Here is a 24,352-nt window from a genome sequence, read left to right on the forward strand (position 1 = left end):
GCTTTTAAGACATAGTTAGGTTTGACTGTTTTAGTGACTGTCTTTGCTTGTTTAAGATTCAGACCGGTTTGTTTCTTAGACAGTTGAACTTTCGAAGGTTGATGGGGGACTTTCACTGCACTTACTTGAAGGGTTTTTTCTTTCACTCTCAAGGCTTGTCCAACTGGTTTTGAAACGGAGGCAGACACTCCTCCTTGAGCTGGATGAGAGAGTTGACCCATGGTTTGATTGTTTCTGACTTCGACATGATTTAGGATACCTCCATTTGGATTGAGGTGATCGGTCACACCTGTATCAAATGGCGCTAAAAATACATTGTCCTCAATGGTGACATTTTTAATATCTCCATAGCGCGTTTCAACATCAATCGATCCACGATGCTTGTTGTAGATATCGCTCTTCGTTCCTGTACGCTCCAAGAGATTGTGGTGAACCCGAATTCCTTCTTCATTCAGATCAAAGTTATGGCCCTTAAAGACAGTCGTCAAGCGAATTCCGGCATCACCGATATTGTCTTTAATCCGATTGTAGGCGATCTCATGGCCTTTTCCACCAAAGATTCCAACACCACCAGCGCGCCAACCGAGTTCAATTGTATTGTGCAGGAATTTATTGTTTTCTGCTACTGCCGATTCTGTTCCATCCGCAATACTTGACCAGCTGGCTAGTCCGTCATCTCCATTCCCACGGATACTAGAATTACGGACAATCGAATTCTTAGTCCCTTGGGCAAAGTTGACTCCGTCAGCCAGGTTATTGCGCAAACGGACATTTTCTACTACTAGACCATCTGTGTACTTCATATAATTTTTTCCAGCATAATCGCCAATCCACATGCCGACTTCAAAATGTTCGGCCCAAATATCGTGAATATGAGAGTTCTTCCCTGGTGTTCCAGAAATGGCCTTGTACTGAGCGTTTTCACCATAGCGTGAACGAAGGTTGGAGGACAGATAGACATCGCTAAATTCAACATGGTTGTCTTGGTGAAGGAAGTCAAAACCACCGCCACCAGCTTGGTCGCTAGTGAAATGCAGTTGGGTATGCCAGATACCAGCCCCTGAAATCTTCATATCAGAAGCATCGATACCGACTTTTCGATTGAGATTAAATCGCCCAGCTGGGATATAGACATTCTTTCCGGTTTGTTTAGCCTCATAAATCGCATCATAGAGCGCTTGGCTATCATCGGTATCATCGTTTGGCGTAGCTCCTTTAGAAACGATATTGATAGCATTGTCCCCTTGAGCAATCGGGTCTGGAGCTTGCTCGAATTCCACAAAGTCAAGGCCGTAATGGACGTCGTCTGACCTGTTTTTCACCAGTGAAACCACATCTCCTTTTTGAAGCTGAAGGCCTGGAAGGAGGCTGTGTACTTCATCAAATTGGAACCGAGCGCGTGTATCAGCCTGGGCACTATCATGAACACCTTTGTCATTCAAGTACTGCCAGTTAGACGTGGATGAAAGATCCAATTGTTGAACACTATGACCATTCACCTGTACATCGAGTTGTCCACTGGCTCCATCTGGCACTGTATAGCGTACAGTTAAGGCATTGGCTGGTTCATTTACCTTAAAGGAGACACCATCTCCTTTTTCTTTTAAAGCGACATAAGTCTGATCAGAAGCTTCAATAGCTGTTGAGTGACTGTCTTGAGACTGCTCTACCTCTGCCTTTCCAAGGAGGTTCCCTTTGTCTGCTTCATAACGGGTGTAAGGCATAGATGCTCCATATTGGCTGGTATCTACTTGAGAGCTAGCGGGATCAGAGGTTGTCGCTTCTTGCCCTTGTGTTTGGATTTGTGTCTGCTCTCCAGCTTGATCAGCTGCCACAGATTGTCCAGTCAAAAAACAAGCCCCCATGATCGCAATCACGACAGAAAAGACTCCAAGCTTAGACTTGCGAATGCCAAAAACGATATCTTTGTTTAAATGATTCATCACACATTTCTCCTTTTATTTTTTACAACGATTCTATCCTAATAAAAAATATCATGACAAACAAGGTGAATTGTGTGAATATTCTGTATCAATTTGTTGCAGATATGTTAACCTTTTTATGTAGTAATAAAAGTGAGCAAGAAAAAGAGGCTGAGAATTCTATCTCAAACCTCTTTTGATGACACGCGCTTATTCCGCTTTTTTATTTGAAAATTGGCTATTGTAGAGCTCATAGTAGAACCCTTTGTCTGCTAACAAGGATTGGTGATTTCCTTGCTCGATGATTTGACCATCTTTGAGGACAAGGATTTTATCTGCTTCTTGAATGGTAGACAAGCGGTGAGCAATAACAAAGCTAGTCCGCCCTTTCATCAAATTCTTCATCGCTTTTTGAATCAAGAGCTCTAAACGCGTATCGACAGAAGACGTCGCTTCATCCAAAATCAAAATCTTGGGATCAGCAAGGAGCGCACGCGCAATAGTTAGAAGTTGCTTTTGCCCTAGAGAAATATTGCTAGACTCCTGGTTCATTTCCATATTGTAACCACCAGGAAGCGTCCGGATAAAGTGATCGACATTGGCTGCCTTTGCAGCTTCCACAATTTCTTCATCCGTTGCCTCGAGATTACCAAAGCGAAGGTTTTCTTTGATGGTTCCTTCATATAACCAAGCATCCTGAAGCACCATTCCGAATTGTTTGCGGTAATCTTGGCGTGACAGATGGCGAATATCATGACCATCCACTGTAATCGATCCCGCAGTCACATCGTAAAAGCGCATGAGCAGATTAATCAGAGTTGTTTTCCCTGCTCCGGTTGGTCCGACAATGGCCACCATTTCACCTGGTTTGACTTCTAGGTTGAAATCACGAATCAAGGGTTTGTCCGCTACATATTGGAAATCAACGTTTTTAAAGCTGACTTGCCCTGTCAAATCTCCAGAGAGGGTTTCTGTCACATCTGCTACTTCATCTGGTTCATCCATGACTTGGAAAATCCGATCTAGAGACGACTTAGCACTTTGTAGCTGACCTGCCAATTGGGTCAAGTTTTGAATTGGTTGGTTGATCTGCCAAACATATTGAACGAAAGCCTGCATATTCCCGACAGTCAAACGGCCTGCTATCACTTGCAAGCCACCAAACAAAGCGATAATGAGATAAGTCAAATCTGAAATCCCATTTAAAATCGGCATCATTAAGCCGGAAATGAAATTAGCCTTGAATCCTACCTTTTGAAGGTGATGGGTAATATCATGAAACTCTTCCTGGGAAGATTTTTCCCGGACGTAGAGCTTAAGGACATTAAAGCCTGTTAAATTTTCTTGTACAAATCCGTTCATTGCCCCCAAAACATCTGCCTGCTCTTTAAAGTAAGGCTGCGATTTTTTCATGATAAATCGAGCACTGAAATAAGTGATCGGAATGGACAAGATGACCACTAGCCCCAGCTGGATGTTTAAGTATAAGACCATGCTGATGACAAAGAGCAAGGTAAAGATAGCGTTGACGATTTGTAAGAAGGACTGTTGCAAGGCATTCGAGACGGTTTCGACATCACTAGTAAAACGTCCCAGCAAATCTCCGAACTGATGCCGGTCAAAATAAGAAACGGGAATGTGATTGATTTTATGGGACAAATCATTTCGCATGTCCTGAACGGTCTTTTGAACAGCATTAGTCATGAAATAGTTGGAATAATAAGATCCCAACTCATAGAGGACCCCACGGAATAGATAGAGCGTCATAATGATCGCGATATAGGAGGTGTTAAGACCAGCTCCCGCAAGGCCTTTTGCTATATCCATGAGATTTTTTGTCAACTCAGTAATGGCAAGCCCCAAAACAAAGGGTTCGACAACACTCATGACGACACTCAGGATTTTTAAGAAAATGGACAAGCAAACTTCCAAGCGATAGGCTCTCAAATAAGTCCATAGTCTACTAAAACTGTTTTGTTCTTGTTTCATCTGCTTCTCCTTTCTATTCCTCTGTTAATGATGGACTATCGAGCTGCGAATTGGCAATTTCGCGATAGATCTCATTGCTTTCCATCAATTCATCGTGGGTTCCTCGACCAACGATTTCCCCTTGGTCCAAGACAATAATTTGATCCGCATCCATAATGGTTCCCACACGTTGCGCTACGATCAAGACGGTCGCATCTCCTGTAACTTCTTTGAGACGCTTCCGCAAAGTGGCATCCGTCTTGTAGTCTAGGGCAGAGAAGGAATCATCAAAAATAAAGACATCTGGATCTTTGACAACAGCACGAGCGATGGATAAGCGTTGTTTTTGACCACCCGAAAGGTTGCTACCACCTTCTGCTAAATGCGTGTCGAAGCGTTCCTCACGGCTGTCGATAAATTCCTTGGCTTGGGAAATATCAGCCGCTTGTTCTAATTCTTCGACAGATGCATCTTCTTTCCCATAACGAAGGTTTTCAGCAATGGTTCCTGTAAAGAGCAAGGCCTTTTGTGGAATAAAACCAATCTTTTGGCGAAGGGCTTTCAGATTGTAGTCACGGACATCCACACCATCCACCAAAATCTTCCCAAGTGTTACATCATAGAATCGAGGAATCAGCTGCACAAGCGATGATTTCCCAGAACCGGTCGAGCCGATAAAGGCGATCGTTTCGCCGGGTTTGGCCTGAAAGGAAATGTTGTGAAGAACTGGACTCTCCGTCTCACCTGGATAAGCAAAGGTGACATTGTCAAATTCCAAATAGCCACGAGATGCTGTTTCTGTTACACCATTCTCATTTGGATCGATCGAAATGGGCATATCCATGATTTCCTTGAGACGACGGCTAGAAACCGCAGTCCGAGGATACATGGTAAAGAGATTGGCTAAAAAGAGGAAAGATAAGAGCGCGTGGAAGCTATACTCAATAAAAGCAACCAGATCCCCAATTTTCAAACTACCGTCATGAAGAGGATCCAAAGCAAACCAGACAATCGCCACAATCATAGCAATGATGATCTGCACAAATAAGGGCTCTGTCAAACCAGTAAGTTTGAACAATTTATTCGAGTTTTCTGCGTAGACTGCATTTTCAGCCGCAAATTTCTCTTCCTGGAATTCTTCACGGGCAAAGGCACGAATCACACGAAGTCCAGTCAAATTTTCACGTGCAAATTGATTAAGATGGTCCAGGGTCTTTTGTTGCTTCTCGGAAAGTGGACGTGTCTTAACTGCTACATACCAGACGACGACAGCAAGAAATGGTACAGAAACCGCTACAATCCACGCTAAAGAAGGACTGGTCGTGAGAATCAAGAGAACACTGGAAACCATCATCAAGGGTGTAATGACCCCCATCTTCAACATAGAATCCGCAAACTGCATCAAAACAAAGGCATCCGAAGTCAAGCGAGTGACCAATGACGATACCCCAATTTGCTCATACTCGCGATGCGAGTACTCCTGTAACTTAGCATAGAGGTCATTGCGCATATCGCGGACCATGGTGGTCGTTAGTTGACCAACCGCGTAAGACAAGATAATCCGTCCCACAATCCCAAGCAAAATGATCGCAAACATGACCCAGCCCCAGAAATATAGCCGATCCACATCACGCGGGTTAATCCCCTCATCAATCATGCGAGCTAGAATCGTTGGCAAGCCCAAATTGACAATAACAAACAGGACCGCTGAAAATAGATTCAGGGCTAGCCACTTGGGATACTTTTTCAAGTAAGACCAAATATAAAGCATAGATGATTCTCCTTTTCCATAAATAATAACCTTGATCACACAGAAAAGAGGGAGCGAGACGAAATCATTTTCAAAGAAAATCATTCCTGCCCCAGTCCCATCTGTAGTCTCATTCATTATACCAAACTAGTCATAAAAGTAAAGCAAAAGAGCAGGTTTCCCCACTCTTCATATGCATTATTTCGTGCGTTTGAATTTAGCGTTTTTAAGAATCATAAGATCCCCTTGGTTGCTATTACTTAACTTAGAAAGATCAAATGTCAAATAATCACCATCGACCTTGTATGTAATCTTTTCTCCTTTACCATCATTTGACGAGATTGTTTTCTCTTTTTGATTGATTTTGACATCATAAGATCGCTCATTCTTTTGACCAGCGACTTCACCCGCGATGCTGAGGGTTCCTTTAGAATCTTTGATCTTAATAGAAACTTCAAAATTAATAACGTTTCCAATAGACTCTAATTGACTACCTGATAAGCCTTGCTCCTCAAGAATTTTCTTGAGTTCAGTTTTTGATGGTTTGTAGACATAAGTCCCATTATCACTTTTTGCACCACATGCCACCAAGAGGACTGCTGCAAAAACTGCAACGAAAGCTAAAAGAATACGTTTAATATTTTTCATAATCAATCTCCTAATGTATTTTATAATCAGATTTTACCACTATTTTAATACCGATTCAAGATGTTTTAAAGAAGAAAAAGAGCAGATACTCTCTGCCCTTCTCTTGTATTATTTTGTACGTTTGAATTTAGCGTTTTTGAACATTTCCAAAGCAGCTTCATGACCTGAACTCTTCTCACCAGATAAATCAAAAGTGAACACATCGCCTGAAACTTTGTATTTAACCTTCTCACCTTCACCTGTTTTAGATTGAAGAGTTTTCTTTTGTTGGTCAACTTTCATATCAAATGATTGGTCAGTCTTTTGTCCCATCATTTCACCTTTAATTTTAAGGCTACCTGTTTTATCTTTAATGGTCACTGAAACTTCCAATTTAACATTGTCGATCAATGCATCTACACTTGAACTTGGAGCACCTTGTTCTTCAAGGATTTCCTTCACTTCAGTTTTTGATGGTTTGTAGACATAAGTCCCGTTATCACTTTTGGCACCACATGCCACCAAGAGGACTGCTGCAAAAACAGCTACTACAGCCAAAAGAATACGTTTAAAGTTTTTCATAACTTCTCCTTTTTAGTTAGATTAACACTATTATATCAACAATTCAGGTACACGGCAATGAAAGTTTATAAATGTCATATTCTTGTAATATTTCTTGTATCAACAAAGAAATAGAATAAGGCGGAATTTAAATCCCGCCATGATTGCTTATTTAACTTTTTTGAACTTAGCAATTTTCATGTAGTTATTAAACATGTCTGTGTCACCCATCAAAGAATTCTTCACATCCTTAATCGTTAACACATTTCCTGAAACTTGATAAGTAATTTCCGCTTTCCCATACTCATTTTCTGAGACAAGAGTTTTAGCTTTTTGGTCTACTTCCAAATCAATCACTTGATTTACATTTTGACCACCTGCATTGGTGTCTACTTTCATCTCACCTTTCTTATCATTGATTGTAATCGAAATAGTGAATGAGTAATTATCACCTATCAAAGATTGAAATTCACTTGGCATAATATCTTTGATCTCATCCTTAGTAGGCTCAAACACGTAAGTCCCATTATCGCTTTTAGCGCCACAAGCTACCAAAAGGACGGCTGCAAAGACAGCTACAACAGCTAACAAAAGACGTTTAAAATTTTTCATCATCTTCTCCTTTATGATATGATTTATAGCCATTATAGCAACAAATTAGCAACATCTCAAGGGAATATAGCAAATGTAACATCATTAAAACTGCACTATTTAGTAGGTTTAGAGAAAATAAAGAGAGCTACACATGTTAGCTTTATAAAAGTCCTCTATTCACATTCTATCATCATTTTTTTCAACGACAAAAAAACCGAGGCCTAAACCTCGGTTTTCATTTTGATTGGAAACTCTATTATTTAAGAGTAACTGAAGCTCCAGCTTCTTCCAATTTACCTTTGATTTCTTCAGCTTCAGCAGCTGCAACACCTTCTTTGATGACACCAGGTGCACCATCAACAAGTTCTTTAGCTTCTTTAAGACCAAGACCAGTGATTTCACGCACAACTTTGATAACGCCGACTTTCTTGTCGCCTGCAGATGTCAATTCGATATCGAATGAATCTTTAGCAGCACCTGCGTCAGCAGCACCAGCTGCAGCAACAGCTACAGGAGCAGCTGCAGTTACACCAAATTCTTCTTCGATAGCTTTTACAAGGTCGTTCAATTCAAGGATTGAAGCTTCTTTAATTTCAGCAATAATGTTTTCAATGTTCAATGCCATTGTTATTTCCTCCAAACAAGTTTTAATTTTATGTTTTTATTTTTTGTAGCTAGGCTACGCTGCGTAGCTTAAGATTAAGCTGCGTCTTCTTTGTTGTCTGCAACCGCTTTGACTGCAAGAGCAACGTTGCGCACTGGCGCTTGAAGTACAGAAAGGAGCATAGAAAGAAGTCCTTCGCGGTTTGGAAGAGTTGCAAGTGCAAGAATCTCTTCTTTAGATGCGACAGCGCCTTCGATTGCACCACCTTTGATTTCAAGTGCTTCAGCGTCTTTTGCAAAATCGTTCAAGATTTTCGCAGGTGCGATAACATCTTCGTTAGAAAATGCTACTGCAGAAGGTCCAACGAATACAGATGCAAGATCTTCAAGACCAGCTTTTTCAGCTGCACGACGCAAGATTGAGTTTTTGATAACTTTAAACTCAACTTCGCTTCCGCGAAGGTTGCGACGGAGAACTGTATCTTGCTCAACTGTCAAACCGCGAGAATCTACAACGACGATTGATGCAGCAGCTTTCATTTTTTCAGCTACCACGTCAACAAGTTCCGCTTTTTTAGCAATAATTGCTTCACTCATTAGTGTGTTCACCTCCGTAATTATTTTGCTTGGGGAATTTTTCCAAAAGAAAAACGCGCCCAAACCTAGACACGAAAGTACAATACGCTTCTTTTAATTGATACGTTTTGTCCTCGGTAGGATCTTTATGAGTCGAGCTCCCCTACTGTCTTAGGCAGTTTTTTCAAACCGTAGATTAGTTTATCATATATAAAAAAAGAATGCAAGTACTTTTGCAAACTTTTTTTATATTTTTTAATCGTTATAAAGACTCTTGATATTATTCAACCAAGCATAGGCTAGTCCCATTAGAACTCCTCCTCCTACCCAGTTGGCAAAGAAAGTCACGCAATAATGTCGTAAAATATTTAAAAACTCAAAATGCGGTAATTGGCTAGATACTGAATTAAAGCTTAATAATGAGAAGGAAGCAAAGTTTGCTGCCAAGTGTTCATTGGTCATAAAGACAAACATATAGATAGCTGAGAGGGCTAAGAGAACCTTGGCTGTTTCATCTTTGAAATATAGATAAGAAAGAATAGCAATATTTACGAAGATATTGGCAATAACTCCTTCAAAGAAAACCACTTGATTGCCTCGTTGGAGTTTATTTTCTGCTACCGTGGCTAGGAAACCTTTTGGATCGATATGTGTAAAGGCAGTTGTTTGATTGAACAGAAAAGCGACGATTAAAGCACCAATTAAATTAAAGAAGGTGCAATAAAGAAGAATCTCCAACGCTTTCTTCCAGTTAATTTTCTTTAGATAGGTACCCGCCGTCAGATACATCATATTTGAGGTGGTTAATTCCGCATTTAAGAATAGGAGGTAAACCAAGCCCCAGGCAAAGATGAATGGAAATAGAAAACGACCAGATCCAGGTACAAAGGTATTTAATAAGTCAGCTGCAACTGCTCCAACCGCCGTACTTAAAGTAAGAAATCCACCCGCAAAAATAGAACGGACTGCATAGCGCGTTTTAGATTTCTGATAGAGATCTTCCTTCTTATTACACGCCGCTCCAACTTTTTGAATAAAATTAGATTCAGACATAATATTCTCCTTATATAATGTTTGTGAACAAAATCATTATATCATAGAGAGAAAAGTTTGAAAAGGTTTTCAGGAAGAATTCTTAACTTTTCATCATATACGTTTTATATCGAATATCACTGTGTGCTAAAAACAAATAAAAAAACAGGCATCTGCCTGTTTTAGTTTTAATAATTCAAACGGTTTGCCCAAGCGATATCCAAATTCAAGATTTCTTGTGAAGTGAACTGTTGACGATATGGATTGTATACCGAACCTGTAATACCACCTTGAACATTTGGTGAATCGTATTGAGTTAAATTATAAGTTTCAATGATGTTATTAAGTTTTGCATAGTAGCTTGTGTCTGTCGCATAAACCCCTGTCAACGCTGCTGTTGCATCTTGATAACTAGAGGTGTTGCTCTTCCAAGCACCTGCAAAATGTCCTTGTTTCAAAACAGCTACGTAGTCCTGCAATGATTCGTAGTAGGATGGGTAAGAACGAAAAGCATCATTAATGGTATAGGCATTTCCAGCACCATCATCTTCCCAAGTTTGCATTACTGCAGATTGACCAGCATAACTTCCTTTAATACCGAAAAGGTTGTAATGCGGATAAGAAGACAAGCCAGACTGACCTGATCCACTTTCAAGGATGGCTTGTGCGATCATAACGGAAGCATAAAGGTCATTCTCTTGACCGAGCTGACGAGCTGACTCACCAATTTGTGAGATGAAAGCTTCAGTAGGGTCTGAATAAGCTTGGTAAGTTCCATCATTAGCACCAACTGATGTGACGTGCTCGCTCATAGCAGCAGCAAATGTCCCCACTGCTAATACAGAAACGAACAAACCAAATAATTTCGTTTTATTCCGTATTTTCTTTTTCATAATACAATTTATCTCCAATTAATTTTTTATCATCTTTTATCTTTATAGAGATTATACCATATAAATAGAAGAAAACAAAGGCACTTATATTACACTTGTATTACAATTGCGAGATAAATCCAAAACAAAAATGACATTTTCATGTCATTTCAATTTATTTCGTAAAACGCATTTTCTAAAATAGCATCCCAGGACTTCTCTAGTCCTTCCCTGGTTACAGAAGAAAAGACGATAAAGGTGTCAGCTGGATCAAAATCTAGTTTTTTCTTGATGATCGATTCATGTTTGTTCCATTTTCCACGTGGAATTTTATCTGCCTTAGTCGCTACCAAGATTACTGGAATTTCGTAGTACTTTAAGAATTCATACATTTGGACATCATCTGCAGAAGGTTCATGACGAAAATCGACTAGGCTAACGACTGCTTTTAAGTTCTCCCGGCTAGTGAGGTATTCTTCAATCATCCTTCCCCACTTCTCGCGCTCTTTTTTTGAGACACGTGCGTAACCATAACCAGGTACGTCTACCAAACGGAGTTTATCATCGATATTGAAGAAATTGAGCAATTGGGTTTTTCCTGGTTTCCCAGATGTTCTGGCCAGGTTTTTTCGATTTAAGAGAGTATTAATAAAAGAAGACTTGCCGACATTGGATCGACCGGCAAGTGCAACTTCTGGAATCTCATCTTGAGGATAATGGCTCTTATTTGCAGCGCTTAAGAGGATATCCGCATTATGTGTGTTAATTTCCATATTTTATCTTTCTAGGCTGTTTCGAGAATTGGTTTTTCAGTTCCGTCTACAGCTTCTTTTGTAATTCGAACAAGTTTGACATCTTCTTGACTTGGAATTTCAAACATGACATCCATCATGGTTTCTTCGATAATTGAACGAAGTCCACGAGCTCCTGTTTTTCTTTCGATGGCTTTATTAGCAATCTCTTGAAGGGCTTCATCATCGAATTCCAATTCAACATTATCATAAGAAAGCAAGGTTTGGTATTGTTTTACCAAGGCATTGCGTGGCTCTTTCAAGATACGGACAAGGTCGTCAACTGTCAATTGCTCAAGAGCAGCAAAGACTGGAAGACGTCCGATCAATTCTGGGATAATCCCGAATTTTTGAATATCTTCTGCCACGATTTCTTGCATGTAAGAGCTTGATTCATCAATAGCTTTATTGTTTTTACCGAAACCGATGACTTTTTCACCGAGACGTTGTTTGACAATTTCTTCGATCCCGTCAAAAGCCCCACCTACGATGAAGAGGATGTTCTTGGTATCCACTTGGATCATCTCTTGTTGAGGGTGTTTACGTCCCCCTTGAGGTGGGACACTAGCGACGGTTCCTTCGATGATCTTCAAGAGGGCTTGTTGTACCCCTTCACCAGAAACGTCACGTGTGATAGAGACATTTTCACTTTTCTTAGCGATCTTATCGATTTCATCGACATAGATAATGCCTCGTTCAGCACGCTCGATGTTGAAATCAGCTGCCTGAAGAAGTTTCAAGAGAATGTTTTCAACGTCTTCTCCCACATAACCAGCTTCTGTCAAGGCTGTTGCATCTGCAATGGCAAATGGGACATTCAAGCTACGTGCTAAGGTTTGGGCCAAGAAAGTCTTACCTGAACCAGTAGGACCAATCATGAGGATGTTTGATTTTTGCAATTCAACATCTGTCTCGTCTTCGCGCGTATCATGGAAGTTGATGCGTTTGTAGTGGTTGTATACCGCTACAGCAAGGGCACGCTTGGCGCGATCTTGACCGATGACATAGTGGTTCAAGATATTGAGCAATTCGATTGGTTTTGGAACTTCACTAAGGTCTGCAAGAACTTCTTCTGCTAGCTCCTCGCGAATAATTTCTTGTGCTAACTCTACACATTCATTACAGATAAACGCGTTGTTTCCTGCAATGATTTTTTGGACTTCATCTTGACTCTTTCCGCAAAATGAACAATAAACCATCATATCATTATTTTGATTCGTTGGCATGTATTTCCTCTTTCTGTCATTTTCTGTTTCTATTTAGTTTAAAATAAGGTCATGTAAAAGGCGTGAATGGAATTCACAAGATTGGTAAAAGCATTTAGTAAGAATAAAATAGCGAGGCCGAACCGTTTTTTACGAAAGGTTTGTAAGGCGCAAATCAAACAGATGACACATAGGACAGCTGTAAAAAAACCAAAGACACTTCGCTCCATTAGTCTAAATCCTTTCTCTTATAATAGTTGACCGTAAAATCATAGGGGTTCTTCTCATCTTTTGGATGATGGACTTGACGGACTCTTTCATAGCGATTCTCTTCAAATCTCGGTGCCAATGTATCGCCATCAATATCCGCATGAATCATGGTCTGGATCAACTCTTCTAACTGGTCAGAAAAGAGCCTTAAAATCTGACTGCCTCCAATAATATAAAGATTCTTCTCTTGCTTCTGATACCACTCCAAGACTTCTTCCTTACTGTGCATGACGAGTACAGCATCGTTTTCAGGATCATAAGCTTGATCTTGCGTTAAGATAATACTAGTTCGACCTGGTAGAACCCGTTTTTTCATACCATCAAAGGTCACTCTTCCCATGAGAATGGCTTGTCCCATGGTTGTTTCTTTGAAATGCTGAAGCTCAGCAGGCAGATGCCAAGGCATCACTTGGTCTTTTCCAATAATGCCATTTTCAGTCTGAGCCCAGATACCAATTATCTTTTTCATTCTCTCATCCTTTACACTGATACTTCTATTTTATCAAATTTTCTTATAAAAGACTGATTTCAACTATCTAGTTTGGAGGATATTTTTTTAAATACAAACAGAAAAAACCGCGAGATTTTCGCGGTTTTTCTTAGCCACAAGTTAGCTTAGTCTTCTTTTTTGCGTTTTGCAAATCCGAATAATGAGAGACCTGCTAAAGCGCTAAAGATTGCAAGACCAGCAGTAGAAGATTCTTTTGTTCCTGTGTTTGGAAGTTGTGCAGTAGGATTTTGTGGATCGATATACTTCACTTCTTCTTTCGTTTCTGGAACGACAGGAATAGTTGGTTCTTCTGGTTTTAGTTGTGGAGTAGGTTGTGGTTGTGGTGTTGGTTGCGGTTGTGGTTGTGGAGTAGGCTGTGGCTGTGGCTCTGGTGTCGGAGTTGGATCCGGAATTGGAGTTGGTGTCACAGTCTTCTTGTAGATATGTTGAATGTTTCCATCTTTATCTACAACAGTCTTCACGAAGTCATAACCTGGGATATCTTTCTTCGGTTGTTCCCCATCTTCTGTTGGGTTACCTGGGATTGGATCTCCATTTTCGTCTACATATGAAGTCGTAACTTTTTCATAGACGTGTTCGGTATCACCATTAGGCAATTTCTTCGTTTCCACAAAGCGGTAACCTGGAATTTCAACTTTTGGTTCTTCTCCATCAACTGTAGGATATCCTGGGATTTCCTTACCTTCTTTATCAACAAACTTAGTGATTGGAAGGACAGTTGGTGTGTAAGTTGCAGAAGCTTTGGTTCCATTCACATCTTCGCGAACCACTGTTACAGCTGGTGCAGTTCCAGTAAATTCAGGTTCTGGTGTGAAGGTTACGGTTCCGTCTGCTGCTACAGTGTATGTACCAACACCTGGAATTGTCTTCGTAGTTGAACCATCTTCAAAGGTTGCTGGAACTTTGTCATTCATTGGAACACGGCTATCGCCTTCCTTGAATGTTGGTTTACCAGATTGTTCTTTACCTTTTGGTCCAATAGTTGTAGCTGGTTCTGCTGTTGGTGTTACTGGAGTTACAGTTGGTGTGTACTTAGCTGTAACTGGTGTACCATTCTTATCAACACGTTTAACAGTCACGCCTGTTCCTGTTCCTGTGAATGATTTTTCTGGTACAAATGTAACTGTTCCATCTGGAGCTACTGTGTAGGTTCCTTCGCCTGGAATTACCTTAGTTGTTGAACCATCTTCAAAGGTTGCAGGTGTATCATCATCCATTGGTACATCTGGGTTACCAGGTGTGAATGTTGGTTTGCCTGTTTGTGTTTGCCCTTGAATATCTGTTGATGTTGCTGGTTCTGCTGTTGGTGTTACCGGAGTTACAGTTGGTGTGTACTTAGCTGTAACTGGTGTACCATTCTTATCAACACGTTTAACAGTCACGCCTGTTCCTGTTCCTGTGAATGATTTTTCTGGTACAAAGGTAACTGTTCCATCTGGAGCTACTGTGTATGTTCCTTCGCCTGGAATTACCTTAGTTGTTGAACCATCGTCAAATGTTGCTGGAACATCGTCGTTCATTGGAACACGGCTGTCACCTTCAGTAAATACAGGTTTACCTGTTTGAGTTGCACCTTGCACATCAGTAGATACTGCTGGGCTTGCAGTTGGTGTAACTGGTGTTACAGTTGGTGTGTAAGTTGCAGTAACTGGAGTACCGTTCTTATCAACACGTTTCACTGTTACGCCTGTACCTGTTCCTGTGAATGATTTTTCTGGTACGAAGGTTACGGTTCCGTCTGGAGCAACTGTGTAAGTTCCTTCACCTGGAATTGTCTTCGTAGTTGAACCATCTTCAAAGGTTGCTGGCACATCATCATCCATTGGGATTGCAGGGTTACCAGGTGTGAAGCTTGGTGTACCTGTTTGAGTTTTACCTTGGATATCTGTAGATGTTGCAGGGTCAGCAGTTGGTACAACCGGAGTAATCTTAGGTGTGTAGGTTGTTTCAGCAACTGTTCCGTTTGTATCTTTACCTTGAACCTTAACTGGAACAACATCACCTGAGTAAGATTTATCCGTTGGTGTGAAGGTCACAACACCTGTTTCTTTATCGACCGTGAAAGTACCAATTTCTTTACCTTCTGGTGACTTAGCAACTACAGATTCTGCTGGTTGGCCATTTTCGTCAAGAAGAGTAATGGTATCCTTGTCGATTGGTGCAACTGGGTCACCTTCAGTGAAGGTTACAGTTCCAGTTTGAACCACACCTTGAGGTGCTTCTGATTCAGCTGGACTTGCTGTTGGGGTTACTGGTGTCACAGTTGGTGTGTACTTAGCAGTAACTGGAGTACCGTTCTTATCAACACGTTTCACGGTTACGCCTGTACCGGTTCCTGTGAATGATTTTTCCGGTACGAAAGTAACAGTTCCATCTGGAGCTACTGTATAAGTACCTTCACCTGGAATAGTCTTGGTTGTTGATCCATCTTCAAATGTTGCAGGTGTATCATCATCCATTGGAACATTTGGATTACCTGGTGTGAAGGTTGGTGTACCTGTTTGCGTTTGACCTTGTTTGTCAGTAGATGTTGTATCTTCTGCAGTTGGTGTAACTGGTGTTACGGTTGGTGTATAAGTCGCAGAAGCTTTTGTTCCGTTCTTATCTTCACGAACCACTGTTACGGCTGGTGCAGTTCCAACGAATGATTTTTCTGGTACAAAGGTTACTGTACCGTCTGCTGCTACTGTGTATGTACCAACACCATCTACAGTCTTCGTAGTTGATCCATCATCGAAGGTTGCTGGAACATCATCGTTCATAGGTACACGGCTGTCACCTTCGGTGAATTTAGGTTTACCAGTTTGAGTTGCACCTTGGATATCTGTTGATTCAGCTGGTGTTGCTGTTGGTGTTACTGGTGTCACAGTTGGTGTGTACTTAGCTGTGATTTCAGTACCGTTCTTGTCCACGCGTTTCACTGTTACGCCTGTAGCAGTTCCAGTGAATGATTTTTCTGGTACGAAGGTTACGGTTCCATCTGGAGCAACAGTATATGTTCCTTCACCATCTACTGTCTTAGTGGTTGAGCCATCTTCGAAGGTAGCTGGAGTATCTTCATCGATTGGAACATTTGGATTTCCTTCGGTGAAGGTTGGTTTACCAGATTGTGTTTGACCTTGAATATCTGTCGATGTAGCATCTTCAGAAGTTGGAACAACCGGAGTAATCTTCGGTGTATAAGTTGTTTCAACTGTAGTTCCATTTGCATCAGCTGCTTGAACCTTAACTGGGACAACATCCCCTGAATAAGATTTATCTGTTGGTGTGAAAGTAACTACACCTGTATCTTTATCAACTGTGTATGTACCGATCACATCACCTGCTGGTGATTTCGCTTCTACTGATGCTGCTGGTTGACCATTTTCATCAAGAAGAGTAATCGAATCCTTGTTAATTGGAGCTACTTCATCACCTTCAGTGAAGGTTACAGTGCCAGTTTGAACAAGACCTTGAGGTCCAGTAGATTCAGCTGGTGTTGCAGTTGGAGTTACTGGAGTTACAGTTGGTGTGTAAGTTGCAGAAGCTTTAGTTCCGTTCTTATCTTCACGAACAACTGTTACGGCTGGTGCTTTACCTGTGAATGATTTTTCAGGAACAAAGGTTACAGTTCCGTCTGCTGCTACTGTGTAAGTACCAACGCCATCAACTGTCTTAGTAGTTGATCCATCATCGAAGGTTGCTGGAACATCATCGTTCATTGGCACACGGCTGTTGCCTTCAGTAAATTCAGGCTTACCTGTTTGAGTTTGACCTTGTTTACCAGTTGAAGTAGCATCTTCAGCTGTTGGTGTTACAGGCGTTACAGTTGGTGTGTAAGTCGCAGAAGCTTTGGTTCCGTTCATGTCTTCACGCACAACTGTTACCGCTGGTGCAGTACCAACAAATGATTTTTCTGGTACAAATGTAACTGTTCCGTCTGCTGCTACTGTGTAAGTACCAACACCGTCTACAGTCTTAGTCGTTGAGCCATCGTCAAATGTTGCTGGAACATCATCGTTCATTGGCACACGGCTATCGCCTTCAGTAAATACAGGTTTTCCAGTTTGTGTAGCACCTTGAATATCTGTAGTTTCAACTGGTGTTGCAGTTGGAGTTACTGGTGTCACAGTTGGTGTATAAGTTGCAGAAGCTTTGGTTCCGTTCTTATCTTCACGAACAACCGTTACGGCTGGTGCTTTACCTGTGAATGATTTTTCAGGGACAAAGGTTACAGTTCCGTCTGCTGCTACTGTGTAAGTACCAACACCGTCTACAGTCTTAGTCGTTGAACCATCGTCAAATGTTGCTGGAACATCTTCATTGATTTCAACAGTCTTCTCAACGCCATCAACCGTTACAGTTCCACCCTTGAATTCAGGTTTACCTGTTTGTGTCGCACCTTGAATATCAGTTGTTTCTGCTGGTGTAGCTGTTGGGGTTACTGGTAATACTGTTGGTGTGTAAGTCGCAGATGCTTTGGTTCCGTTCTTATCTTCGCGGACAACGGTCACGGCTGGTGCAGTTCCGACAAATGATTTTTCTGGTACAAATGTAACAGTACCGTCTGCTGCTACTGTGTAAGTACCAACACCTTCAACGGTCTTAGTTGTTGAGCCGTCGTCGAATTTTGCTGGAACGTCTTCATTGATTTCAACAGTCTTTTCAACGCCATCAACCGTTACAGTTCCACCTTTGAATTCAGGTTTACCTGTTTGAGTGGCACCTTGGATATCTTCTGTTTCAGCTGGTGTTGCTGTTGGTGTTACTGGAACGATTTCAGGCGTGTAAGTTGTGTCCACCTTGATACCGTTTGAGCTTTCAGCTTGAACCTTGGCTGGTGTGACTGCACCAGTGTATGATTTATCAGTCGGTGTGAAAGTTACTTGACCATTTGCTGGATCAATAGAGAAAGTACCAATTTCAGTTGAACCATCTTCAGCAAAGGCTGGTGTGCTTAAAACTTCGTTACCATCTTTATCTAGCAATGTGTAACTATTGTCTTTAATGGTAATAGCTTTATCTTCACCATTTACTTGAACAGTCGTTCCTGCAAAGGTTGGTGTCCCTGTTTGTGTTGCACCTTGGATATCTTTAGAAGTTGCTGGGTTTGCAGTTGGAACTGCTGGCACAACAGTTGGTGTGTAGGTCGCATCTGAAGTAATGGTTGCAGTCTTACCATTGGCATTTGTAATGGTAGCAGTTGCCTGAACAGTTACTCCTTTTGCAGTACCAACAAAGTCTTTTTCAGGTGTGAAGGTCACCGCTCCTGTAGTAGGATCGATTGTATAGCTACCTTCTCCTGCTACTGTTACAGTTGTTTCATCAGTCGGTTGACCAGTTGCGGGATCCACCAATTTCTTACTAGTGATTTCAGCAGTCTTATCATTACTCAAATCAAAGGTTGGTGTTTGTGTTTGAGGAACATTTTGAACATCCTCAGAAACCTTGTCTGTAGGAGTCACTGTGATTGGTGTGACAGTTGGAGTGTACTTAGCTGTAGCTGTCTTAACGTACTCCTCTTGAACCTTACCATTTTTATTGCGTCCAACTGGCGCTGACAATGTAACATCCACACCTTTGGCTGTACCAGTAAAGCTTGGTTCTGGAGTGAAGGTTACTTCACCTGTTGTAGGATTAATTGTGTATGTTCCTTCCCCTTCAACTGTTACAGATGGCTCATCAGTCGTGCGACCTGTAGCTGGGTCTACCAACTTAGCTGGGTATTCTGCACTTGGAGTGATCGAAATCTTATCACCATTTAAGTTAGTAGCAGTTGTATTAAAGGTAGGTGTTTCTTTTTGAGTTGCCCCTTGAACATCAGTCGAAGTTTTGTCAACCCCTTCAATTTCAATTGGAGTGACTGTTGGAACGTATTGACCATCCATAGTATTCAACTGACCATTAATGTTTGGTTCTTGGTCTGGGAATTTGGTTGACCAACCAGTATCGTAACCGTTGTTATCTGAACGACGGATAGAAATACCATCAGCTGTTCCAAGGAAGTTATCTTCAGGGATAAATTCAACGTCTACATCTTTACCGTTGGCAGTAATCTTGTATTTCCCTTGACCTGGTACGACATAGTAACCATCTGCATCAAGAGTTGCGCGGTTGCCATCTTTATCAACGATGTATGGTTCTACTGTCTCGTCGATGACTGCATGAGAGTTAGGTTCATACTTGTGCTCTCCACGTGCTGTAAAGGTTACAGTTGCTGTTTGTTTAGTAGCTTGAGGACCAGAAGTTTCCTTGAATTCCCCTTTTGGTGGGTGGGTGATTTGAGTCTTGAAGTCTTCTACTTCCCCTGAGAAGGCCATACCAGTTGGGCTTTCAATCTCAGTAGCTTTCTTAGCAATACGGACACGAGCACCAAGCTCGTTGACGCTAGGATCGATGTAAGTCTTGCTGTTTGCAAAGGTCAACTCAACAGTGCCATCTTGTGTGATTGTAGCGAGATTTGAGCGTTCATCCTCATCGAATTTACCATTTTGGTTAAAGTCTACCCAACCATAGATATGTGCTTCTGAAGCTCCATCCAAATGGGCTTGAACTGACATCTTGTAGTTTCCTGGGCGTGTACGATCCATCTTGATCATCTCATTGGTTGTCCCTTTGAGTTCATCCGGAAGCAATTGGTTAATTCCTTCATCGGCCGTAGTTGCCTTATCATCACCGAACCAGTCCAGAGTTGTGTTCTCATCCATATCTGGACTCACGTTACCAAGATACGGTTGATTTACTTTAGCTCCAGTTACACCGTCTACAGTTGCAATGGTATGAACTGCCTTACCATATGACTCAGGAGCATCCCCTTCATCAAGTGGGAAGAATCCTAGCATAGCAGACTGTTTACCAGCTGAAGCGATATAAAGTCCCACTTCAGATGCTCCACGCGTCATTACGAGTGGAACTGCTCTATTTCCTTCAGAAATGTTTGGTCCAAAGATACCGGTTCCTAGACCACCCGTAACTTTGTCAGGATTTCCGAAATATTTCCAAGCTACTGGTTTCTTATCTGGTCCAGCTTGAGTAGAATTATCACGGAGTTGTCTTAGGTTAATGTTATTATATTTAGGTTTAGAACCAAAAAGGTTATCAGTATCTTGTGGTTCATAAGGAACAGAGGTGGCTGGTCTAGTAGTTTTCTTCCATTCTCCAAGGTGCTGCCAACCTTGTCCGTTGGTAGTGAACATAACAAATTCACCAGGGTTAGCAGACTCACCATCAGCCATAACAATAGCTGGCTTAACTTTCTTGCCACGGAAGGTTGCAGAGATTTCGAACTGAACTCCAATATTCCCACCATTATATGCAGAACCCATGGTAGTCTTTTTGGCTTTCGTATCAACGTTTTCATGTTTAACTTCAGTCCAACGGTTTTGGGCATCAGCGATAACGTCGGCTTCTTTACCATCAGTAAAATATTGCTTAGCAATTGGTGAAGTAACACCCTTTACATATCCATTTTTTGCATTTGGATCATAGGTCGCTTTTTCAGCTTCTGTAGCCCCTTGTTCTTCCAGCCGTTTTTTATAGATTTCAGTCGCTTGGAATGGTTTCAAAGACTTAACTTTTACAGTGACTACATAACCAGGCATGATTTCCTTGGTATAAGTAGCCCCAACTTGAAGTGCTAAGGCCTCTTCTAGCTCATTTGGCTTCAATTCATTTTTAGCGACCTGGATTGTTTTTGCTCCTGTCCAGTTAGCTAAATCTCCAAAGTCCAACCAAGAGATTTGGCTAGTCATAGATTTGGCATCAAGATCTGTTGTAAAGCCAGGTTTTTCAACTTTTGGAGTTGAAGTTGCATCTTCTACATCGTCCCCAATCAAGCTTGGATCATTGGCATCACCCAATGCACGACGATTACGGCGTTTAGGACCAGAAGTTTCTGCTGTCACAGCAGGAGTTTCAGTAGCTGGTGCTTCGGCACCTGCAGCCACTTCTTCTTTCTTATCTGTTGCAGCTGCTTCTGTTGCCTTGTTTTCTGGCGTAGTTACTTCTAGGCTTGGTGCAGTTGATGTTGCTGCTGCAGTCGAGGCTACAGACGCTGCTGTGCTTGTGCTACTTGCTTCACTAGTTGAAGCAGGTGCTGTTGATGTTGCTGCAGCAGTTGAAGTCTCTGGTGCAGTGATTGCTGCGTTTGCATCATAAGTAGATGTCGTTGCAGCTGTTGATGTTGCTGAAGTTGCTGTAGCCGTTGATGTAGCTGGCTCTTCTGACGCTGTTGCAACTGCTGCTACACTTTCACTTGTTGTATCTGTATTTTCTTCTGCAGCTGCACTTGCTGCTGTACCAACCATGACAAGTGTTCCCAAAAGTACTGAGCAAACACCCACATTCAGTTTACGAATTGAGAATCTGCTAATACGATCATTAAATAAGTCTTTCCCCATCTAATGGACCTCCATTTTTATCTATAAATTAACATTCTTTTTAAAATTGTTTAGTTTTTTCCAAACCTTATCTATTTTAACAAAACCCGAACGATTTTCAAAACATTTTGACTCAAAAATGAGTATAAATTTTTAGCTTTGTTCGTTTTAAATTTAAAACCATTTTCCTATTAAATAAAAGGATTGAAAAACCTTGATTTTATCACTAAATCGCAAGATCGAACTTCAATTGTGGCTTCACTGGATCGTAATCGACCAGTTCAAAATCTTCTGGTTTGATGTCAAAGAAATTGGTTCCATCTGGCACATTCAAGACCAGGTGTGGCTGACAATCTGAAGGCTCGCGACGGAGTAACTCTTCAACCTGTTCAAATTGATTATCATAAATATGAAGGTTATTAATGAAGTAAAAGAACTTTCCAACCTTCCAGCCAAAGTGCTTGGCAATCATCATCTGAAGAGCTACATATTGCATGGCATTGATATGGTGGGCTACCAACATATCATTTGAACGCTGAGTCAGGGTCGCATCTAGATAAATCTCTCCATCAACCCGCCTCACGTCAAACATGGTTTGAAATGCACATGGCAGAAGACCTTCTGTCTCTTCAAAGGCATCATAATCCCAGAGCGAGATAATGTTGCGGCGATTCCAAGGATTGGCTTCTAATTGTTTGAGGATTTTATTGGTAATGTCATGCTTTTTGACCACAGCACCATAGCGTTGACCAATAGTACGACTATCCCCTACTTCCCAGTCATTCCAGTAGTGGACATTGTATTTATCTTCTAACAGGTCTAAGCTATTCGACTGATCCTGGTAGATCCAGAGCATCTCTTTGATGGCTGATTTAATCGCGATGGGACGAAGGGTCGTGATAGGAAACTCGCCTTTTGAGAGATCAAACTCCATAAAGGCTCCCGTGATGTACTTGGAGTTGGCCGTTCTACCATCCTTGTATTTAGGTCGGGCCTGTTCAGACCAAACACCTTCTTCCATGATTTTCCGAATATACTCTTTAAAAATGGTATCTGCTTTTGTCATATCTCCTCCTTTAATCTACTATTGCTTTCATTATATCACAGGATAAAGAAAAAAGGAGAGGCAAATCTCCTTTTAATCTTATTGTAATACTAGAGATGCGGCACCAATGACACCAGCATCATTTCCCAATGTAGCAAGCGCCAATTGAGTTGATTCACGCACTTGTGGGAATGAGTTTTCTTCAAAGACCTTGCGCACGCCATCCAAGAGGAAGTCTCCAGCAGCAGATACCCCACCACCGATAACGATCTTAGACGGGTTCAAGGTTGAACCGATATTGGCTGCAGCAAGTCCAAGGTAACGTGAGAAGTTCTTATAAACGATCAAAGCAAGAGCGTCACCCTCTTTTGCTAGATCAAAGACCGTTTTAGCTGTCACTTCTTCACCATTATCGATCAAGACTTTCAATTGAGAGTCCCCTTCGTACTCATCTGCATAACGACGAGTCAAGTTGACGATCCCTGTTGCTGATGCAACCGTTTCAAGACAGCCTTTTTTACCACAGGTACATTGGATTGGATCATCAAAGTCAACCGTGATGTGACCAAGTTCCCCAGCAGCTCCACGCACACCGTGCAAGAGACGACCTTCAGCGACGATACCACCGCCAACACCTGTACCAAGTGTCATGAAGACAACATCTGGTTGGTTTTCACCAGCCCCTTTCCAACGTTCACCCAAAGCAGCAACGTTGGCATCGTTATCAATGAAGAATGGAATATGAAGGGCACTTTCGATCTTTTCTTTAACTGGTTGAAGAGTCTTCCAGTTCAAATTGTAGGCCCCAATAACTGTACCTTTTTCACGGTCAACAACACCAGGCGATCCCATTCCGATTCCTTGGAATTCAGAAGCATCAAGCCCAAGCATTTTCAAACGATGAGCGATCGATTCGATCATATCCTCTACAATATGACTTCCTTCATCCAAAATATTTGTTTTAATAGACCATTTTTCTTGAACTTCACCATCTAAAGTGAGGATAGCAAACTTGATGGAAGTTCCTCCAAGGTCAATACCGATAATTTTTTTAGACATCTGTAACTCCTTTCAAACTTGTAAACACTTACAGTTCTATTATATCAGACTTTTAGATAAATGCAAAGGTTTGCACGTAACTTTTCTTAACTTTTTAGCAAGAGGCTAAAGGATTGAAGTCCTAGAAGCAGGAAAATCAAACCAATAATATTCAGGAGAATGACACTGATTGATAATGGACTGACAATTAAGAACAAGCCAATAAAGAGCTGCACCAAGGCAAAGAAAATATAGCGCTTGGAAAGCTCTTCAATCTTCTTGGAATAGAAGTTAGCTTTTCGGAAATTTAAAACGGAGCGATAGATCAGCCAAATCCCTAAGGTAACTGGAAAGACAATCGGTAAGGTCTTGTAGCCATATAGTAGCAAGTAAACCGCGAACACCAAGGCAACCATACTGTGAAAGAGCTGTTGCTGCTTGATAATACCTGACTGACGCAATCGGTAATAACGTGAAAAACGTGAAAAAGAGATTAAAAAGAAGCCACAGGAGATCAACCAGCTAAAAGAGCCGATGTGCTCAATGGGATTGATAAACAAGACGATACCAATAATGGTAAACATAGTAGCTGAAATTCCAAGAGATATGCGATTCAATTGATTCATAGGG

General features: G+C 41.4%; 16 protein-coding genes, 2 pseudogenes and 1 other annotated feature. All 18 genes and pseudogenes read right to left on the bottom strand.

The window, feature by feature from the left end:
• Positions 1-284 precede the first annotated feature (284 nt).
• Positions 285-1,841 (bottom strand): annotated as a pseudogene (locus HMPREF1195_RS02920) (glycosyl hydrolase family 28-related protein); the annotation flags it as partial.
• A gap of 21 nt (positions 1,842-1,862) precedes the next feature.
• Positions 1,863-1,943: pseudogene (locus tag HMPREF1195_RS11410) on the bottom strand (YSIRK-type signal peptide-containing protein); the annotation flags it as partial.
• 189 nt (positions 1,944-2,132) lie between these two features.
• Positions 2,133-3,911, bottom strand: a complete 1,779-nt coding sequence (locus HMPREF1195_RS02925; protein ID WP_023918195.1) for an ABC transporter ATP-binding protein — start codon at positions 3,909-3,911, stop codon at positions 2,133-2,135.
• Positions 3,912-3,924: 13 nt separating this feature from the next.
• Positions 3,925-5,661 (bottom strand): ABC transporter ATP-binding protein, encoded by a 1,737-nt coding sequence (locus HMPREF1195_RS02930; RefSeq protein WP_023918197.1) that lies wholly within the window; start codon positions 5,659-5,661, stop codon positions 3,925-3,927.
• A 177-nt stretch (positions 5,662-5,838) separates the two neighbouring features.
• Positions 5,839-6,288: a hypothetical protein gene (locus HMPREF1195_RS02935; RefSeq protein WP_023918199.1), complete on the bottom strand. Its 450-nt coding sequence runs from the start codon at positions 6,286-6,288 to the stop codon at positions 5,839-5,841.
• A 108-nt stretch (positions 6,289-6,396) separates the two neighbouring features.
• Positions 6,397-6,849, bottom strand: a complete 453-nt coding sequence (locus tag HMPREF1195_RS02940) for a hypothetical protein (RefSeq protein ID WP_003007432.1) — start codon at positions 6,847-6,849, stop codon at positions 6,397-6,399.
• A 147-nt stretch (positions 6,850-6,996) separates the two neighbouring features.
• Positions 6,997-7,440: a hypothetical protein gene (locus HMPREF1195_RS02945; RefSeq protein WP_023918201.1), complete on the bottom strand. Its 444-nt coding sequence runs from the start codon at positions 7,438-7,440 to the stop codon at positions 6,997-6,999.
• A gap of 238 nt (positions 7,441-7,678) precedes the next feature.
• Complete coding sequence (gene rplL / locus HMPREF1195_RS02950) at positions 7,679-8,047, bottom strand: 50S ribosomal protein L7/L12 (protein WP_003001622.1); 369 nt, start codon at positions 8,045-8,047, stop codon at positions 7,679-7,681.
• Between the two features lie 74 nt (positions 8,048-8,121).
• Positions 8,122-8,622: a 50S ribosomal protein L10 gene (gene rplJ / locus HMPREF1195_RS02955; protein WP_003001722.1), complete on the bottom strand. Its 501-nt coding sequence runs from the start codon at positions 8,620-8,622 to the stop codon at positions 8,122-8,124.
• Positions 8,623-8,660: 38 nt separating this feature from the next.
• Positions 8,661-8,795: a sequence feature (ribosomal protein L10 leader region), on the bottom strand.
• A 61-nt stretch (positions 8,796-8,856) separates the two neighbouring features.
• Positions 8,857-9,654, bottom strand: coding sequence for a formate/nitrite transporter family protein (locus tag HMPREF1195_RS02960; protein WP_023918203.1), 798 nt, complete (start codon positions 9,652-9,654; stop codon positions 8,857-8,859).
• Positions 9,655-9,821: 167 nt separating this feature from the next.
• Positions 9,822-10,526, bottom strand: coding sequence for a glucosaminidase domain-containing protein (locus HMPREF1195_RS02965; RefSeq protein WP_021153281.1), 705 nt, complete (start codon positions 10,524-10,526; stop codon positions 9,822-9,824).
• A 149-nt stretch (positions 10,527-10,675) separates the two neighbouring features.
• A complete protein-coding gene (yihA, locus tag HMPREF1195_RS02970) occupies positions 10,676-11,278 on the bottom strand; it encodes a ribosome biogenesis GTP-binding protein YihA/YsxC (RefSeq protein WP_003016353.1) in 603 nt (200 codons plus the stop codon).
• 11 nt (positions 11,279-11,289) lie between these two features.
• Positions 11,290-12,522 carry an ATP-dependent Clp protease ATP-binding subunit ClpX gene (gene clpX, locus HMPREF1195_RS02975; protein WP_003001797.1) on the bottom strand — a complete coding sequence of 411 codons (1,233 nt, stop codon included), beginning with the start codon at positions 12,520-12,522 and terminating at the stop codon, positions 11,290-11,292.
• A 208-nt stretch (positions 12,523-12,730) separates the two neighbouring features.
• Entirely contained in the window at positions 12,731-13,240 is a 510-nt protein-coding gene (locus HMPREF1195_RS02985) for a dihydrofolate reductase (protein ID WP_021153282.1), read from the bottom strand.
• Between the two features lie 146 nt (positions 13,241-13,386).
• Positions 13,387-21,660, bottom strand: a complete 8,274-nt coding sequence (locus HMPREF1195_RS02990; protein ID WP_023918205.1) for a CshA/CshB family fibrillar adhesin-related protein — start codon at positions 21,658-21,660, stop codon at positions 13,387-13,389.
• 205 nt (positions 21,661-21,865) lie between these two features.
• Complete coding sequence (locus HMPREF1195_RS02995; protein WP_023918207.1) at positions 21,866-22,705, bottom strand: thymidylate synthase; 840 nt, start codon at positions 22,703-22,705, stop codon at positions 21,866-21,868.
• 78 nt (positions 22,706-22,783) lie between these two features.
• Entirely contained in the window at positions 22,784-23,743 is a 960-nt protein-coding gene (locus tag HMPREF1195_RS03000) for an ROK family glucokinase (protein WP_003001791.1), read from the bottom strand.
• 86 nt (positions 23,744-23,829) lie between these two features.
• Positions 23,830-24,348: a hypothetical protein gene (locus HMPREF1195_RS03005; protein ID WP_023918208.1), complete on the bottom strand. Its 519-nt coding sequence runs from the start codon at positions 24,346-24,348 to the stop codon at positions 23,830-23,832.
• Positions 24,349-24,352 lie beyond the last annotated feature (4 nt).

The sequence above is a fragment of the Streptococcus parasanguinis CC87K genome (genome assembly GCF_000507765.1).
Lineage (GTDB): Bacteria > Bacillota > Bacilli > Lactobacillales > Streptococcaceae > Streptococcus > Streptococcus parasanguinis_J.